Annotated in this window: 18 protein-coding genes; 17 read left to right on the top strand and 1 reads right to left on the bottom strand. The window is 70.0% G+C overall.

Annotation, left to right across the window (positions count from 1 at the left end):
* Positions 1-11 precede the first annotated feature (11 nt).
* The 6 genes from NJ4_RS06540 to NJ4_RS06515 are packed head-to-tail and all read left to right on the top strand — an operon-like array spanning position 12 to position 6,083.
* Entirely contained in the window at positions 12-506 is a 495-nt protein-coding gene (locus NJ4_RS06540; protein WP_067431951.1) for a hypothetical protein, read from the top strand.
* A gap of 49 nt (positions 507-555) precedes the next feature.
* Positions 556-900 (top strand): DUF6167 family protein, encoded by a 345-nt coding sequence (locus NJ4_RS06535; RefSeq protein ID WP_067431948.1) that lies wholly within the window; start codon positions 556-558, stop codon positions 898-900.
* Entirely contained in the window at positions 900-3,575 is a 2,676-nt protein-coding gene (alaS, locus tag NJ4_RS06530) for an alanine--tRNA ligase (protein ID WP_067431945.1), read from the top strand. The genes NJ4_RS06535 and alaS overlap by 1 nt, the downstream gene beginning before the upstream one ends.
* Positions 3,576-3,577: 2 nt before the next feature.
* Positions 3,578-4,057 (top strand): Holliday junction resolvase RuvX, encoded by a 480-nt coding sequence (gene ruvX / locus NJ4_RS06525; protein ID WP_067431942.1) that lies wholly within the window; start codon positions 3,578-3,580, stop codon positions 4,055-4,057.
* Positions 4,054-5,268, top strand: a complete 1,215-nt coding sequence (gene mltG / locus NJ4_RS06520) for an endolytic transglycosylase MltG (protein WP_067431939.1) — start codon at positions 4,054-4,056, stop codon at positions 5,266-5,268. The genes ruvX and mltG overlap by 4 nt, the downstream gene beginning before the upstream one ends.
* Entirely contained in the window at positions 5,268-6,083 is an 816-nt protein-coding gene (locus tag NJ4_RS06515; protein WP_067431936.1) for a shikimate dehydrogenase, read from the top strand. Before mltG ends, NJ4_RS06515 begins: the two co-directional genes overlap by 1 nt.
* A gap of 3 nt (positions 6,084-6,086) precedes the next feature.
* On the opposite strand, the gene NJ4_RS06510 is transcribed toward NJ4_RS06515, so the two are convergent.
* Positions 6,087-7,091, bottom strand: a complete 1,005-nt coding sequence (locus NJ4_RS06510) for a MerR family transcriptional regulator (protein WP_067432028.1) — start codon at positions 7,089-7,091, stop codon at positions 6,087-6,089.
* 181 nt (positions 7,092-7,272) lie between these two features.
* Between NJ4_RS06510 and NJ4_RS06505 the strand changes: the two genes are divergently transcribed.
* The 11 genes from NJ4_RS06505 to NJ4_RS27145 form a co-directional block, all read left to right on the top strand.
* The gene (locus tag NJ4_RS06505; RefSeq protein WP_067431933.1) at positions 7,273-8,043 is read left to right on the top strand and encodes a prepilin peptidase; all 771 of its coding nucleotides are present in this window, start codon (positions 7,273-7,275) and stop codon (positions 8,041-8,043) included.
* 34 nt (positions 8,044-8,077) lie between these two features.
* Complete coding sequence (gene aroC, locus NJ4_RS06500; protein WP_067431930.1) at positions 8,078-9,256, top strand: chorismate synthase; 1,179 nt, start codon at positions 8,078-8,080, stop codon at positions 9,254-9,256.
* A complete protein-coding gene (locus NJ4_RS06495) occupies positions 9,253-9,783 on the top strand; it encodes a shikimate kinase (RefSeq protein WP_456093715.1) in 531 nt (176 codons plus the stop codon). The genes aroC and NJ4_RS06495 overlap by 4 nt, the downstream gene beginning before the upstream one ends.
* Positions 9,780-10,883: a 3-dehydroquinate synthase gene (gene aroB / locus NJ4_RS06490; protein ID WP_067431927.1), complete on the top strand. Its 1,104-nt coding sequence runs from the start codon at positions 9,780-9,782 to the stop codon at positions 10,881-10,883. The genes NJ4_RS06495 and aroB overlap by 4 nt, the downstream gene beginning before the upstream one ends.
* On the top strand, positions 10,880-11,311 hold the full coding sequence (locus NJ4_RS06485) for a type II 3-dehydroquinate dehydratase (protein WP_067431924.1): 432 nt from the start codon (positions 10,880-10,882) through the stop codon (positions 11,309-11,311). Before aroB ends, NJ4_RS06485 begins: the two co-directional genes overlap by 4 nt.
* Before the next feature lie 68 nt (positions 11,312-11,379).
* Positions 11,380-12,168, top strand: coding sequence for an SIMPL domain-containing protein (locus NJ4_RS06480; protein WP_067431921.1), 789 nt, complete (start codon positions 11,380-11,382; stop codon positions 12,166-12,168).
* 128 nt (positions 12,169-12,296) lie between these two features.
* Complete coding sequence (efp, locus tag NJ4_RS06475; protein WP_067431918.1) at positions 12,297-12,860, top strand: elongation factor P; 564 nt, start codon at positions 12,297-12,299, stop codon at positions 12,858-12,860.
* Complete coding sequence (gene nusB, locus NJ4_RS06470) at positions 12,857-13,255, top strand: transcription antitermination factor NusB (RefSeq protein ID WP_067431917.1); 399 nt, start codon at positions 12,857-12,859, stop codon at positions 13,253-13,255. The genes efp and nusB overlap by 4 nt, the downstream gene beginning before the upstream one ends.
* 227 nt (positions 13,256-13,482) lie before the next feature.
* Positions 13,483-14,142 (top strand): DUF4956 domain-containing protein, encoded by a 660-nt coding sequence (locus tag NJ4_RS06465; protein WP_082748245.1) that lies wholly within the window; start codon positions 13,483-13,485, stop codon positions 14,140-14,142.
* Positions 14,139-14,912 carry a polyphosphate polymerase domain-containing protein gene (locus tag NJ4_RS06460; RefSeq protein ID WP_067431916.1) on the top strand — a complete coding sequence of 258 codons (774 nt, stop codon included), beginning with the start codon at positions 14,139-14,141 and terminating at the stop codon, positions 14,910-14,912. The genes NJ4_RS06465 and NJ4_RS06460 overlap by 4 nt, the downstream gene beginning before the upstream one ends.
* Before the next feature lie 30 nt (positions 14,913-14,942).
* Positions 14,943-15,097 (top strand): twin-arginine translocation signal domain-containing protein (locus NJ4_RS27145; RefSeq protein WP_157550831.1); only part of this gene is annotated, 155 nt, incomplete at its 3' end.

Raw genomic sequence — 15,097 nt, 5'->3', positions numbered from 1 at the left:
GGTCGGGCACCATGACCAGTGACGACCTCTTCGTGCCTGCGGCGCTGGGCGTTGTCGTGCTTGTCCTGCTGGTGCTCCTGCTGGTGACCGTGGCCGCGCTGAGGCGTGAGAGAGACCGGGCCCGAGCCGAGCTCACCGCGACCCGCGACGAGGCCGCCCAACTGCGTGAGCGGGTCGACGCGTTGGCGCGCCAGGTGCAGGTGCGAGCCACCCCCGACGAGTTCGTGATCACCCACGTCGGCGACGAGCCGGCCGAGCCTGAGGTGGCGACCGCGCCGCAACGCATCGAGGGACGGCTCTTCGCGGACCTCGTGCTGCGCGAGTCCGTGGTCAAGGCTGCCGCGCTGACCCACGGCGTCCGACGTGCCCTGGCCCCGGAGACCCGCAACCGGATCCGGTTCCAGATGAAGCAGGAGCTGAAGCGGTCCCGCAAGGAGCGCAGGATCGAGCTGCGCGACGTACGCCGCGAGATGGCCACCCGCCGATCCCAGGAGGGCGCAGCATGACCACCCCGTTCGAGTGCTCACGTCGTTCCGCTGCGAACAGGGACCCCGGATGAGCCGCGCGCTGTGGTTCGTCGCCGGGGCCGGGGCCAGCGTCTACGCGATGAACAAGGCCAGGCGGTTGCGCGACTCGTTCACCGTCGACGGCCTGCGTGACCGGGCGAGCAGCCTGGCGCTGGGGGCCCGCCTGATCCGCGACGAGGTCGCCCAGGGCAAGGCCGACAAGGAAACCGAGTTGCGTCAACGTCTCGGTCTGGTCCCTGATGGGACTCCTCAGCTCGAGTCCGCGGCCGCCGGCCGGCACCGCCTCGACGCGGGAGCGGCACCACCACGCAGCACCCCCACGCACCACGTGAACACCGATGTCTCGGGCACGAACCAGGAAGGCACCAACTGATGGACACCGCGGAAATCCGACGGAGGTTCCTCGCGCACTTCGAGAACGCCGGGCACACCGCCGTACCCTCGGCGTCCCTGCTCGTCGACGACCCGAACCTGCTGTTCGTCAACGCCGGGATGGTGCCGTTCAAGCCCTACTTCCTCGGTCAGGAGACGCCGCCCTACGACCGGGCCACGAGCGTGCAGAAGTGCGTGCGCACCCCCGACATCGAGGACGTCGGCAAGACCACCCGTCACGGCACCTTCTTCGAGATGTGCGGCAACTTCTCCTTCGGCGACTACTTCAAGGAGCGGGCCATCGAGCTTGCCTGGGAGCTGGTCACCAAACCACAGTCCGAGGGCGGCTGGGGCTTCCCGGAGGACAAGCTCTACCCCAGCGTCTATGTCGACGACCCCGAGGCGGTTGCGCTCTGGAAGAGGATCACCGGACTGCCCGATGACCGGATCGCGCGACTCGGCAAGTCCGAGAACTACTGGTCGATGGGCGTGCCCGGTCCCGGCGGCCCGTGCTCGGAGATCCTGATCGACCGCGGCTCGGCGTACGGCGCCGACGGCGACTTCTCCGCGGAGGACCGTTACCTCGAGTTCTGGAACCTGGTCTTCATGCAGGACGAGCTCAGCGCCGTCCGCAGCAAGGAGGACTTCGACATCTCCGGCTCGCTGCCGAAGAAGAACATCGACACCGGCATGGGTCTCGAGCGGGTCGCGTTCATGACCCAGGGCGTCGAGAACATGTATGAGATCGACGTGATGTTCCCGGTCATCGAGCGAGCGATGGAGCTGACCGGCAAGAAATATGGCGCCAACCACGAGGACGACGTTCGCTTCCGGGTGATCGCCGACCACGTGCGCAGCTCGATGATGCTGATCGGCGACGGCGTGACTCCGGGCAATGAAGCCCGCGGCTACGTGCTGCGCCGACTTCTCCGCCGCGCCGTGCGCTCGGTGCGCCTGCTCGGCTACGAGGACCCGGCGCTGCCCGAGCTGATGCCGATCAGCCGAGACAAGATGGGCGAGACCTACACCGAGCTGCACTCCGACTGGGAGCGCATCTCGCGGGTCGCCTACGCCGAGGAGGACGCGTTCCGCAAGACGCTCCAGTCCGGCACGCAGATCTTCGACCTGGCCGCCACAGACGTGAAGAAGGCCGGTGGCTCGAAGCTGTCCGGCAACCAGGCGTTCGCCCTGCACGACACCTACGGCTTCCCGATCGACCTCACCCTCGAGATGGCCTCGGAGGCCGGCCTGACGGTCGACCACGAGGGCTTCCGCAAGCTGATGACCGAGCAGCGCGAGCGGGCCAAGGCCGATGCCCGCGCCAAGAAGGGCCAGCACGCCGACACCGGCGTCTACCGCGGCATCCTCGACGCGAGCGGGCCCACCGAGTGGCTCGCCTACGAGACCCTCGAGACCGAGTCGTCCGCACTGGCGGTGCTGCGTGAGGGGCAGCAGGTCGCGGCGCTCGGCAACGGCGAGGTCGGCGAGCTCGTGCTCGACCGGACGCCGTTCTACGCCGAGTCCGGTGGCCAGGCGGCCGACGCCGGCATCATCGAGTTCGACGGTGGTCGCCTCGAGGTGCTCGACGTGCAGCGCCCCGTGCGCGGGCTCGTGGTGCACCAGGTGCGGGTGGTCGACGGCGAGTTCCACCCCGGTTCACAGCTGCACGCCCAGGTCGACCCCGAGTGGCGCATCGGTGCCCGCCAGGCGCACTCCGGCACCCATGTGGTGCACGCCGCGCTGCGCGAGGTGCTCGGCCCCACCGCACTGCAGTCCGGCTCCTACAACCGACCCGGCTACCTGCGGCTCGACTTCGGCTGGAGCCAGGGGCTGAGTCCCACCCAGTACGCCGAGATCGAGCAGGTGTCGAACAACGCGTTGCGGGCCGACCTGCCCGTCGCCTGGGACTACATGACCCTGCCCGAGGCCAAGGACTGGGGCGCGATCGCGCTCTTCGGCGAGACGTATGACAACACCAAGGTGCGCGTCGTGGAGATCGGTGGCCCCTGGTCGCGCGAGCTCTGCGGTGGCACGCACGTGGACCACTCCTCCCAGATCGGCACCATCGTGCTGACGGGGGAGTCCTCGGTGGGCTCGGGCAACCGTCGCATCGAGGCGTTCACCGGAGTCGAGGGCTTCGACTACCTCGCCCGCGAACGGGACGTCGTCGCCCAGCTGACCGGCCTGCTCAAGACCCAGCCCGACGACCTCGTCGGTCGGGTCCAGGACATGGTCGAGCGACTCAAGTCCGCCGAGAAGGAGATCGAGAAGGCTCGCGTCGGGCAGCTGTTGGCCGCGGCCGGCCAGCTCGCCGCCGGCGCCAAGGTCGTCGACGGAGTGCAGCTCGTCGCGCACCGCGCCGACGGTGCCGGCGGTGGCGACGTGCGTACCCTGGCCCTCGACATCCGTGGCCGACTTCCGCAGGGTCAGCCCGGTGCCGTGGTGGTGGTCGGTGCCGCCGACGGCAAGGTCTCCGCCGTGGCGGCGGTCAACGACGAGGGGCGCGCTCGCGGGGTCAGCGCCAACGCGCTGATCCGGGCGATCGGCCCGCTGCTCGGCGGCAAGGGGGGCGGCAAGGACGACGTGGCCCAGGGCGGCGGCACCGACACCAGCCGGATCGACGAGGCGCTCGCGTTGGTCGAGGCCACGGTGCACGACGCCGTCGGGCAGGGCTGACCTTGCGCAACGGCGTACGCCTGGGCATCGACCCCGGGGATGCCCGCATCGGCGTCGCCCGCAGCGACCCCAGCGGGTTCTTGGCGACCCCGGTCGAGACCGTGCAGCGGGGCCGCGGGGACCTGGCTCGTCTGGCCCAGATCGTGGAGGAGGAAGGGGCGGTCGAGATCATCGTCGGCCTTCCTCGCTCCCTCTCCGGTCGCGAGGGGCCCGCTGCGGCGAAAGCACGAGAATTCGCAGGGGAGCTGGCGCGTCAGGTTGCCCCGCTCCCGGTGAGGCTGTGTGATGAACGCTTGACGACCGTGACCGCGGAGTCGATGCTTCGGGAACGCGGCAAGAAGGGCGCCAAGAGAAGGGCGGTGGTCGACCAGGCCGCCGCCGTCGTGATCCTCCAGCATGCGCTGGACACGGAGCGTGCTCGGGGGAGCGCACCGGGGGAAGTGGTCACGGCGCCACCGACAGAGGGGTTGGACCAGCCGTGACCGAGCACCAGGACGAGCACGACCCCTCCGACGAGGGGATCTCCCAGCTGGGGCTCAGACACGACGACGAGGACCCGGCGGAGGTTGCGCCCGCGTCCACCCGAAGCGGCTCGCGCCGCCGCCGGCGCAAGCGCGGCCCCATCGGTTGCCTGATCGCGCTGGTCGTGGTCGGGTTGATCGTGGCGGGCATCGCGCTGCTCGGCGTCAAGGGCTTTGAGTGGGTCAAGGACCAGTTCGGTGAGGCGGAGGACTACGCCGGTCCGGGCTCCGGCTCGGTCTCGATCATCGTCCAGCCCGGCGACACCTCCACCGACATCGGCAACACCCTCGAGCAGGCTGGCGTGGTCGCCTCCAGCGAGGCCTTCACCAAGGCGGCGTCCGGGCGCTCCGAGGAGGCCGGTCGGATCCAGCCGGGCACCTACTCGTTGAAGAAGAAGATGAAGGCCGGCGACGCGCTCACGATCCTGGTCGACCCCGCCAACCGGGTCGCCGACCGGGTGACGATCCCCGAGGGGCTGCGCGTGGTCGACATCGTCGGGCTCCTCGCCAAGAACACGGACTTCTCGAAGAAGCAGTTCACCAAGGCGCTCCGGGGCGACATCGGGTTGCCGGACTACGCCGACGGAAACGCGGAGGGGTACCTCTTCCCGGCGACCTACGAGTTCCCGCCCAAGGCCAAGCCCGCCCAGATGCTCCGGGCCATGGTGAGCCGGTGGCGCCAGGCCGCCGACGACGCCGGTCTGGAGGAGAGTGCCGCAGACCTGGGTTACACACCGGCCGAGATCATGACCGTGGCGGCACTCGTCGAGGCCGAGGGGCGCGGCGACGACATGCCCAAGATCGCGCGCGTGATCTACAACCGGCTGGAGAACCCCGGCACCGCCGGAACCATCGGACGGCTCGAGATCGACGCGACGGTCAACTACGCCCTCGGCCGCAACCTCGGTGTCGGGCTGACCACGGCCGACATCGAGTCGGTCGCGGACTCGCCGTACAACACGCGCCGCCAGACCGGACTCCCGCCCGGCCCGATCGAGGCTCCCGGCGACGATGCGATCCGCGCCGCGCTGAACCCGGCCACGGGCAACTGGTACTACTACGTGACCGTCGACCTGAAGACCGGGGAGACCAAGTTCGCGTCGTCCTACGACGAGTTCCTCCAGTACAAGGCCGAGTTCCGGGAGTACTGCACGACCTCCGAGGCCTGTTGATGGCCCCACGGTGCGGGGTGCTCGGTGACCCGATCGCGCACTCGCTCTCACCGGTGCTGCACCGGGCCGGGTACTCCGCCTGCGGGCTGGACGACTGGTCGTACGACGCTCACCGGGTCGACGAGGCCACACTGCCGGAGTTCCTCGACGGACTCGACGACGACTGGCGCGGGCTGTCGTTGACCATGCCGCTCAAACGGGCGGTGCTGCCGATGGCCGATGAGGTCAGCGACCGCGTTCGGGTCTCTCGTGCCGCCAACACACTCGTGTTCCGCGACGGGCGTACGTCGGCGCACAACACCGACATCCCGGGTGCGATCGCGGCCCTCCGCGAGCAGTACGCCGGACCGGTGACCCGCGCGACGATCCTCGGCGGGGGAGCGACGGCCACGTCGCTGGGCATGGCGCTGGTCGAGCTGGGTGCCGCCCGCATCGACGTCCTCGTGCGTTCAGCGGATCGTGCCGTCGAGACGATTGAGGTGCTGAGGTCGTTGCCGTCGGCGCCGCAGGTGGAGGTGGGCGACCTGTTCACCTCCGAGGTCACGGGTGACGTGGTGGCCTCGACGATTCCCGCCACGGCACAGAGCGACGACCTGGTGACCCGGTGCGCGGACGCCGGGGTCATCTTCGAGGCGCTCTACGACCCGTGGCCGACTCCGCTCGCAGTCTCCGCGGCGGGCCGGCCCCTGATCGGCGGCCTCGACCTGCTCGTCCACCAGGCCGCCCTGCAGTTCGAGCTGTTCACCGGGAACTCGGTGCCCGCAGCCGTGATGCGTGAGGCCGGCCGCGCCGTGCTCGCCCGCTCGAGCTCGTGACGCTCAGGTCAGGTCGACCACGACGATCGTGTGGTTGTCCGGCTCCCCGGCCTCGGTGACGGCCCTCGCCACAGCGGCTGCCACGTCCTGCGGAGCAGCGGCCAGCGTGAGCAGGGAGTCGAGGTCGTCCACGTAGGAGTGGACTCCGTCCGTGGTGAGCACGAGTCGGTCGCCCCCGTGCAGCTCGAGCTCGATCTCGTCGGCCACCACCCCCGGTGACAGCGCCCGGTTGAGCAGGCTGCGGTGCTCGTGTGCCCGGGCCTCGTCCGCGGTCAGCTCGCCGGCCTCGATCAGGGCCGCGACGACGGTGTGGTCGTGGGTGACCTGCCTGACCTCTCCGTCGCGCACGAGCCAGACCCGGGCGTCTCCGATGTGTGTGACCTGCGCGGTCCCACCCGCGAGCGCGACGGCGGTGAGTGTCGTGCCGGAGACCGGCTGGTTCGGCAGGGCCGCGCTCACGTCGCCGGCGAGCTCGGCGATCGCCCCGGCCAGCCCGCGTTCCGCAAAGGCCGCCAGGGCGGAAGGGGCCACGTCATCGCGCTCCCCGAAGCCATCGGCGACGGCGATCAGGTCGGCAGTGACGAGAAGCGCATCCTGTTGCGCGTCGCGTCGACCCTGACGGTGGCTGGAGCCGAGCTCGGCGTGAAGAGCTGCACTGGCTGTGGTCATGTCGTGTGCCTCGTTCCTCAACTGATGGATGAGGGTGGTGACGATGCGTCGACGACTCTCTGTGTCGGCCTCGATCTGCCGCCAGTACGTCTCGATGTCCCGTGCCGCCCCAGCGTTCGAGCCGTCGACAACCTGCCTGATCCGCGCCAGCGGCATCCCCAGGATCCGGAGCGTCGCCACCAGGCGGGCCCGTTGGAGCTGCGACGCGGCGTACTTCCGGTAGCCCGAGTGCGGGTCCACCTCAGCTGGACGCAGCAGACCCAGGTCGTCGTACAACCTCAGCGCCTTGGGCGTCAGTCCCGTCTCGCGGGCGAAGTCGCCGATCGTCATGAGAGTCATGGTCACCATCCTCCCGGTGTCGGGCACCGGTGAAACTGAGATTGGTCCTTCCCGCTGGGGCAAGGTCAAGGACCACGTCCGGCGGTCCGACGGGCCGCAAGCGCCGTGCGGTCGAGTTCGTTGCGCACAGGCTCACCGCAAAGCGCACGACGAGCTGGCGCACGCCGTAGGGTGACCAGCCATGGACTGGGCAGCACATCTCGACACGGTGGTCGCCTGTGTCGTCTACGGAGCGGTCACTGGTTGGTTCGTTCCACACGTCGTGGCGAGGCTGCCGGAGCCGCTGCCGTTCGCAGATGAAGAGACCGAGGACGAGGCGCACGACGACGCGGGTGGGGAGACCACGGCCGAGCCCGAGGAGCCCAAGCCGCTGTACGCCGATCTGGCCGCCACCCCGGGCATCGCGTGGTGGACGGCGGGCTGGTCCGCATTGGTCGCCGGACTGTTCGGGGCCACGCTGGGCTGGGCGTGGCCGCTGGTCTACCTGCTGCCCCTGGTGCCGATCGGCGTCGCCCTGGCCTGGGTGGACCTGCGAACCCGTCTGCTGCCCAAGCGGATCGTGGCTCCGACCTACCTGCTGGTGATCGTCTTGCTCCTGGTCTGCGCGCTGGCCACCGGCGACCTCGACGCGCTGAAGCGCGCGGCCTTGGGCTGGCTGATCGCCGGGTTCGTGTTCTGGTTCCTGTGGCGGTTCACCCCGGGCATGGGCTACGGCGACGTCCGGCTCTCCGGCGTGCTCGGCATGGCACTGGGCTACCTCGGATGGGGTGAGTTCGTCGTGGGAACGTACGCCGGCTTCCTGATCGGTGCCCTCGGGTGGATTCCGTTGCGGCTGCTGCGCATCACCAACGACCGCAACTTCCCGTTCGGCCCGTTCATGCTGGTGGGTGCCGTGACCGGGGTTCTGTGGGGCGCCGACCTCGCCGGGTATCTCGCCGGCCGACAGGCGTGAGCCACCTCCGAGCCACGCGTGAAAGACTTGCCCCATGCTGCGTTGGCTCACTGCGGGCGAATCCCACGGCCCGTCCCTTGTCGCGATCCTCGAAGGTCTGCCTGCTCATGTGGAGGTGACCTCCGACGACGTCGCCGACTCCCTGGCCCGGCGCCGGCTCGGCTACGGCCGCGGCGCACGGATGAAGTTCGAGAAGGACCAGGTCACGCTGGTGGGCGGGGTCCGCCACGGCAAGACCCAGGGCGGACCGGTCGCGATCCAGGTCGGCAACACCGAGTGGCCGAAGTGGGAGCAGGTGATGTCGGCCGACCCGGTCGACCCCGAGATCCTGGACAGTCTCGCCCGCAACGCCCCGCTGACCCGGCCGCGTCCCGGCCACGCCGACCTGGCCGGCATGCAGAAGTACGCCTTCGACGAGGCGCGACCGATCCTGGAGCGCGCCTCCGCCCGTGAGACCGCGGCCCGGGTCGCCCTCGGCCGGGTGGCCAGCAACTTCATCGAGCAGGCCGTCGGCGCGCGCATCGTCTCCCACGTGGTCGAGCTGGGCGGCGTGGCCGCGCCCTACGGCAGCGTCCCCGGGCCCGACGACGTCGAGCGCCTCGACGCCGACGAGGTGCGGTGCCTCGACCCCGATGCGAGCAAGCAGATGGTGGCCGCGATCGACCAGGCGCACAAGGACGGCGACACGCTCGGTGGTGTCGTCGAGGTCGTCGTCCACGGGCTGCCGCCGGGCCTCGGCTCGCACGTGCACTGGGACCGTCGCCTCGACTCCCGTCTGGCCGGAGCCCTGATGGGCATCCAGGCGATCAAGGGCGTCGAGGTCGGCGACGGCTTCGGCCTGGCCGCGATCCCCGGATCGCAGGCCCACGACGAGATCGTCCCGACCCCCGAGGGCATCCGCCGTGCCTCGGGTCGCTCCGGCGGCACCGAGGGTGGCATGACGACTGGCGAGATCCTGCGGGTCCGGGCCGCGATGAAGCCGATCGCCACCGTGCCACGGGCGCTGAAGACGATCGACGTCACCACCGGCGAGGAGGCGGTGGCCCACCACCAGCGCTCCGACGTCTGCGCAGTGCCGGCCGCCGGCATCGTCGCCGAGGCGATGGTCGCCCTCGTGGTCGCCGACGCGATCGTGGAGAAGTTCGGCGGCGACTCCGTGGCCGAGACCGCCCGCAACTGCGCGTCCTACCTCGACGCCATCGCGTTCAAGTGAATCTCGACAAGCGCGATCACCGACCGCGCGTCGTCCTGGTCGGCCCGATGGGCGCGGGCAAGACCACCGTCGCCGGGCTCTTGGCCGCCCGCTGGGGCACCGGCGTCCGCGACACCGACCACGACGTCGAGGCGTTCGAGGGCCGGAGCATCTCCGACCTCTTCGTCGACGAGGGTGAGCGCTACTTCCGTGACCGGGAGCGCCAAGCCGTGGCCGCTGCGCTGCGTGAGCACGACGGTGTCCTTGCCCTCGGTGGCGGCGCCGTCCTCGACGCGGACACCCGCACCGCCCTGGCCGACCATGTCGTGGTCTACCTGAAGGTGGGCCTTTCTGACGCCGTCAAGCGGGTGGGCCTGGGCATCTCACGGCCTCTGCTCCTGGGCAACGTCCGCAGCCGGATCAAGGCGCTGCTCGACGAACGCGCCCCGATCTACGAATCCGTGGCCAGCATCGTGGTCGACACCGACGGTCGCCCCGTCGAGGACGTCGCCGACGAGATCGTCACCCGCATCGAGGAGCTGTCATGAGCGCACCCACCATCCTGCATGTCGGCGGCGCGTCGCCGTACGACGTCGTCATCGGCCACGACCTGCTCGACCGGCTGCCGGAGCTCATCGGGGCCGGCGTCGAGCGGATCGCCCTGCTCTTCCCCGGCGAGCTCGGTGAGCTGGCCCAACCAGTGCTGGATCGCCTGGTCGAGCAGTACGACGTCCTCGCGCTCGGCCTGCCCGACGGGGAGAGCGCGAAGACCGCCTCGGTGGCCAACGACTGCTGGGAGGCGTTGGGGGAGCGGGGCTTCACCCGCTCTGACGCCGTCGTGACCGTGGGGGGCGGAGCCACCACCGACCTGGGCGGCTTCGTCGCGGCCAGCTGGCTGCGTGGCGTGAAGGTGGTGCACGTGCCGACCACCCTGCTCGGCATGGTCGACGCGGCCGTCGGTGGCAAGACCGGCATCAACACCGGCGCCGGCAAGAACCTGGTCGGTGCGTTCCACGAGCCGGCCGGAGTCCTCTGCGACCTGTCCCTGTTGACGACCCTTCCGGCCCAGGAGCTGCGGGCCGGGCTCGGCGAGGTCATCAAGTGCGGCTTCATCGCCGACCCCGAGATCCTGCGCCTGGTCGAGGACGACCCGGTCGCCGCCCAGGACCCCGCGTCACCCGTTCTGCGCGAGCTGGTCGAACGCGCGATCCGGGTCAAGGTCGACGTCGTCGTGGCCGATCTCAAGGAGACCGGCGGCGTCGCTGGTCACCCTGGTCGGGAGGCCCTCAACTACGGCCACACGATGGCCCACGCGATCGAGCGGGCGACTGACTACGACATCCGTCACGGTGAGGCCGTCGCGATCGGGTGCGTCTACGTCGCCGAGCTGGCCCGCCGCGCCGGAGTGCTCTCCGACGAGCTCGCCGCCCGCCACGCCGCGACCTTCGCACTCGTGGGTCTCCCCACGTCGTGGTCCGGCGCCGGGTTCGACGAGCTGCACGACGCGATGAAGGTCGACAAGAAGTCGCGCGGCAGCCAGCTGCGCTTCGTGGTGCTGCACGGCCTGGCCACGCCGCGGGTGCTGGCCGGACCCTCCGAGGGTGACCTCAGGGCGGCGTACGACGTGATGGCCGGCGCCGCGTCATGACCGGCGTGCTCGTTCTGAACGGCCCGAACCTGGGCCGGCTGGGCAAGCGACAGCCCGAGATCTACGGCCACACGACGTACGACGAACTCGTCGAACTGTGTGTGCGGTGGGGGAGTGAGCTGGGGCTCGAGGTCACCGTGCACCAGACGAACCACGAGGGCGAGCTGCTGGACTGGCTCAACGAGGCCGCCGACGAGGCGACCCCGGTGGTGCTCAACGCAGCGGCCTGGACCCACTACTCGTGGGCGCTCTACGACGCGTGCGCCCAGCTGAGCGCACCTCTGGTCGAGGTGCACATCTCCGACCCGTCGCAGCGGCCGGAGGAGTTCCGGCACACCTCGGTGGTGACTCCGCACGCCGTTGCCGTGATAGCGGGCCGAGGGATCGACGGCTATCGCGAGGCGTTGCAGGCGCTCGCGTCACTCTGAGGGAACCGTCCCGACCCTCCGCCCGTCCCATCCTCGGCCGAACGGCCGCAGAGGATGAGGAGAGCACGATGGACAAGTCGGTGACGATCAGCGTCAAGGGCGTACTTCTCGCGGGGGCGGTGCTGGTGGCCATGCTCGCGGCGTACCTGGTGGGCGGTGCCGGCAGCGGTCCCGGCGGCACCGCGCGAGCCGATGACGGCGACGGCGGGTCGGACGCGCGTCGGATGACCATGGTCGGCACCGGAACCGCGACCGCGGTGCCGGACCAGATCTCGTTCACCGTGTCCGTCAGCGTGCTGGACCCGGAGCTGGAGACGGCACTCGGCGAGGCCAGCGAGACGATGAAGCAGGTCCTGGCCCGGCTCAAGGACCATGGGGTGACCGCCAAGGACATGCAGACCACCGGGCTGTCGATGAACCCGGAGTACGACTACCCGAACTACGGCGCACCGGTGCTCAAGGGCTACCGGGTCAAGCAGTCGGCTCGGGTCCTGGTGCCCGAGCTCAAGCAGGGCGGCAAGGCGATCACCGCGGCCGTGGACGCCGGCGGCAACCGGGTCCGGGTCAGCAACATCAGTCTCGGCATCGCCGACCGTGAGTCCGTGCTGGCGCAGGCCCGCACGTCCGCGGTCGAGGAGGCCACCACCAAGGCCGAGGAGTACGCCGAGGCCTCCGGCCAGGACCTGGGCGACGTGGTCACCCTCAAGGAGGTGTCGACCAGCATCCCGAGGGTGGAGGAACTCGACTTCCAGGGCTATTCGGAGCGGGCCGCGCTGTCGGCGGCCAAGACGGTGCCGATCCGCGCCGGTGAGGACGAGTTGAAGGTCCGCATCCAGGTGGTGTGGGAACTGGGCTGAGCGCCGGGACCAACCGGTCGGGAAGAGCACGTTTCGCCCTCGGTCAGCGGCGGTTATAGACTGTGCCGCCGCGGGCCGTCGGCCGGCCGCATCCCTGATCACCCACAGCAAAGAGGGCTTACACGCGCATGGCAACCACGAACGACCTGAAGAACGGCATGGTCCTCAACCTCGAGGGCCAGCTCTGGACCGTCGTCGAGTTCCAGCACGTCAAGCCCGGCAAGGGCCCGGCGTTCGTGCGCACCAAGCTCAAGAACGTCGAGTCGGGCAAGAACGTCGACAAGACCTTCAACGCCGGCACCAAGGTCGAGACGGCCAACGTCGACAAGCGCACCATGCAGTACCTCTACAACGACGGCACCTCCTACGTCTTCATGGACACCTCGACCTACGACCAGCTCGAGGTCGCCCCCGAGATCGTCGGCGACGCGTCGAACTTCATGCTGGAGAACCAGGAGGCCATCGTGGCCACCAACGAGGGTCGGGTGCTCTTCGTGGAGCTGCCGGCCTCGGTCGAGCTGCTGATCAGCCAGACCGACCCCGGCCTGCAGGGCGACCGCTCCACCGGCGGCACCAAGCCGGCCACTCTCGAGACCGGTCACGAGATCCAGGTCCCGCTGTTCATCAGCTCCGGCGAGAAGGTCAAGGTCGACACCCGCGACTCGTCATACCTCGGTCGCGTCAAGTCTTGAGCGCCCGCACCAAGGCCCGCAAGCGGGCCCTCGACGTGCTCTTCGCCAGCGAGCTGCGCAGCGAAGGTCCCGTCGTCGCCCTCGACCGGTCCATCGCCGACGGTGAGGGGCCGACCAACGACTACACCGCGACCCTGGTGCGCGGCGTGGTGGAGCACCAGGTCGAGATCGACGCTCTCCTCTCCGACGCGGCCGAGGGCTGGACCCTCGACCGGATGCCCGCGGTGGACCGCAACGTGCTGCGCATCGGCGCCTGGGAGCTGCTCTACGCCGACGACGTGCCCGACGCGGTGGCGGTCTCCGAGGCGGTCAACCTGGTCCGTGACCTCTCCACCGACGAGTCACCCGGCTTCGTGAACGGCCTGCTCGGCACACTCCAGCGCAACAAGGGCTGAGCTCAACCCGAGCCGGAACCACTGCGGCGCCGTGCACCTGGGCGGCCCCGGCATGCCGGACGTGTCCGCCAGGTCCGCTCGATCGACGACATGCTGCGCAACGCCGCCGCCGTCGACGAGGAGGTCGCCGCTCCGCGCTCTCATGTGAGAGCTCTCATCCGCACTTCACCTGGGACTCATCGGCGGCCACGAGCCTGAACTCCTCACTACTCGGAGGAGAACACTTCATGAAGACCGTGCTGATCGTGGCTTTCGACATCGTGGCCATCGCCGTCCTTGCCCACGCCATCTACTTCCGGAGGCACCGCCGCAGGGACATGCTGATCGCCTACACCGCCCTGAATGTCGGCGTGATGGCGGTGGCCATGGTGCTGGCCACCTCGACCGTGGCGGCCGGTCTCGGTCTCGGCCTGTTCGGCGTGCTCTCGATCATCCGGCTACGCTCCTCGGCGTTGACCCAGGAGGAGGTCGGCTACTACTTCGCCTCGTTGGCCCTGGGCCTGATCTGCGGGCTGCGGCCCGATCCTGTCTGGATTGCGCCACTGGTAGGCGCCCTGTTGGTCGCGGTGATGTACGTCGCCGACCACCCGCGCATGCACGTGCACAACCGGCAGCAGGAGCTGACGCTGGACCGGGCGATCACCGACGAGCGGATCCTGAAGGCGAGACTCGGCGACCTGCTGGGGGCCGACATCCAGCGGTTCATCGTCACCGAGACCGATCTGGTCCGTGACGTCACCGTCGTCGACGTCCGCTACCGCGTGCACCCGCAGCGCCGACCGCTCGACGCCGGGCCGGACGACCAGCCCGAGCACGACCGCCTGGAGCCCGAGTCGGCGCCGTACCCGGTGGCGGCCCTGCGCGACCAGCGCCCGGTCGTGCGATGAACCGGGGCTCGGCGGCCGAGTCCCAGCGGGCCGAGATCGGCGCGTTCGACCCGATCTCCTTGGCCGAGGTGGTCGAGGCGGCCGCGCTGCAGACCCGGGTCGACCGGAAGTACCTGATCGCTCCGGACGCTTTCGCGGACCTGATGCAGGGGTTGGCCGGAACGTGCCGTGTGCTCGACATCGACGGGCTGCGCGACTTTCGCTACGAGTCGGTCTACTTCGACACCGCCGGGCTGGACTCCTACCGCCGTGCGGCCACCGGCCGCCGCCGCAAGTTCAAGGTGCGCACCCGCAGCTACCTCGACTCGGGAGGCACCGTGCTCGAGGTGAAGACCGAGGGCGGCCGCGAGGAGACCGTCAAGGATCGCCTGCCCACCACCGCGCGGCAACGCGACAGCATCGACCCGGCGGGTCTCGCGTTCGTGGACGCACGCATCGACGTCCCTGCGCACGAGCTGCGGCCGGTGCTCACGACCACCTACCACCGGGCCACCCTGGTTGACGCGGACGCCGGCTTCCGGATGACCTGCGACGCCGGCCTCCGCCTGAGCGACCGGGCCGGCACCGTGGTCGAGATGACTGACCACGTGCTGGTCGAGACCAAGTCCCTGCGTGGGGCAGGGCCGGCCGACCGGTTGCTGTGGCGGCTCGGGCACCGACCGGTGCCGATCAGCAAGTACTGCGTCGGGATGGCCGCCGTCGACCCGGGGCTTCCGGCCAACCGCTGGAACCGCACGCTGCGGCGCTACTTCGGATGGCGTCCGGCGTGACCTGGGACACACCGGCTCGTTGAGCGGCTCGTGGAGATCTCCCGACGTGACCTGCTGAGATCCGGACTGGCCGTGGGTGCGGTCGCCTCCTTGGGCGGCACCGGCCTCGTCGTCGACCCCGCACGTGCGGCCCCGGGCGTGCCGGTCGCGGCGGCCGGCACGACCCTCGAGCGCACCCTGCTGCG

Source organism: Nocardioides jensenii JCM 1364 = NBRC 14755 (genome assembly GCF_001552535.1).
GTDB classification, from domain to species: Bacteria; Actinomycetota; Actinomycetes; order Propionibacteriales; family Nocardioidaceae; genus Nocardioides; species Nocardioides jensenii.
The sequence above is the reverse complement of the archived record's forward strand: the minus strand, read 5'-3'. Positions and strand labels throughout refer to the sequence as shown.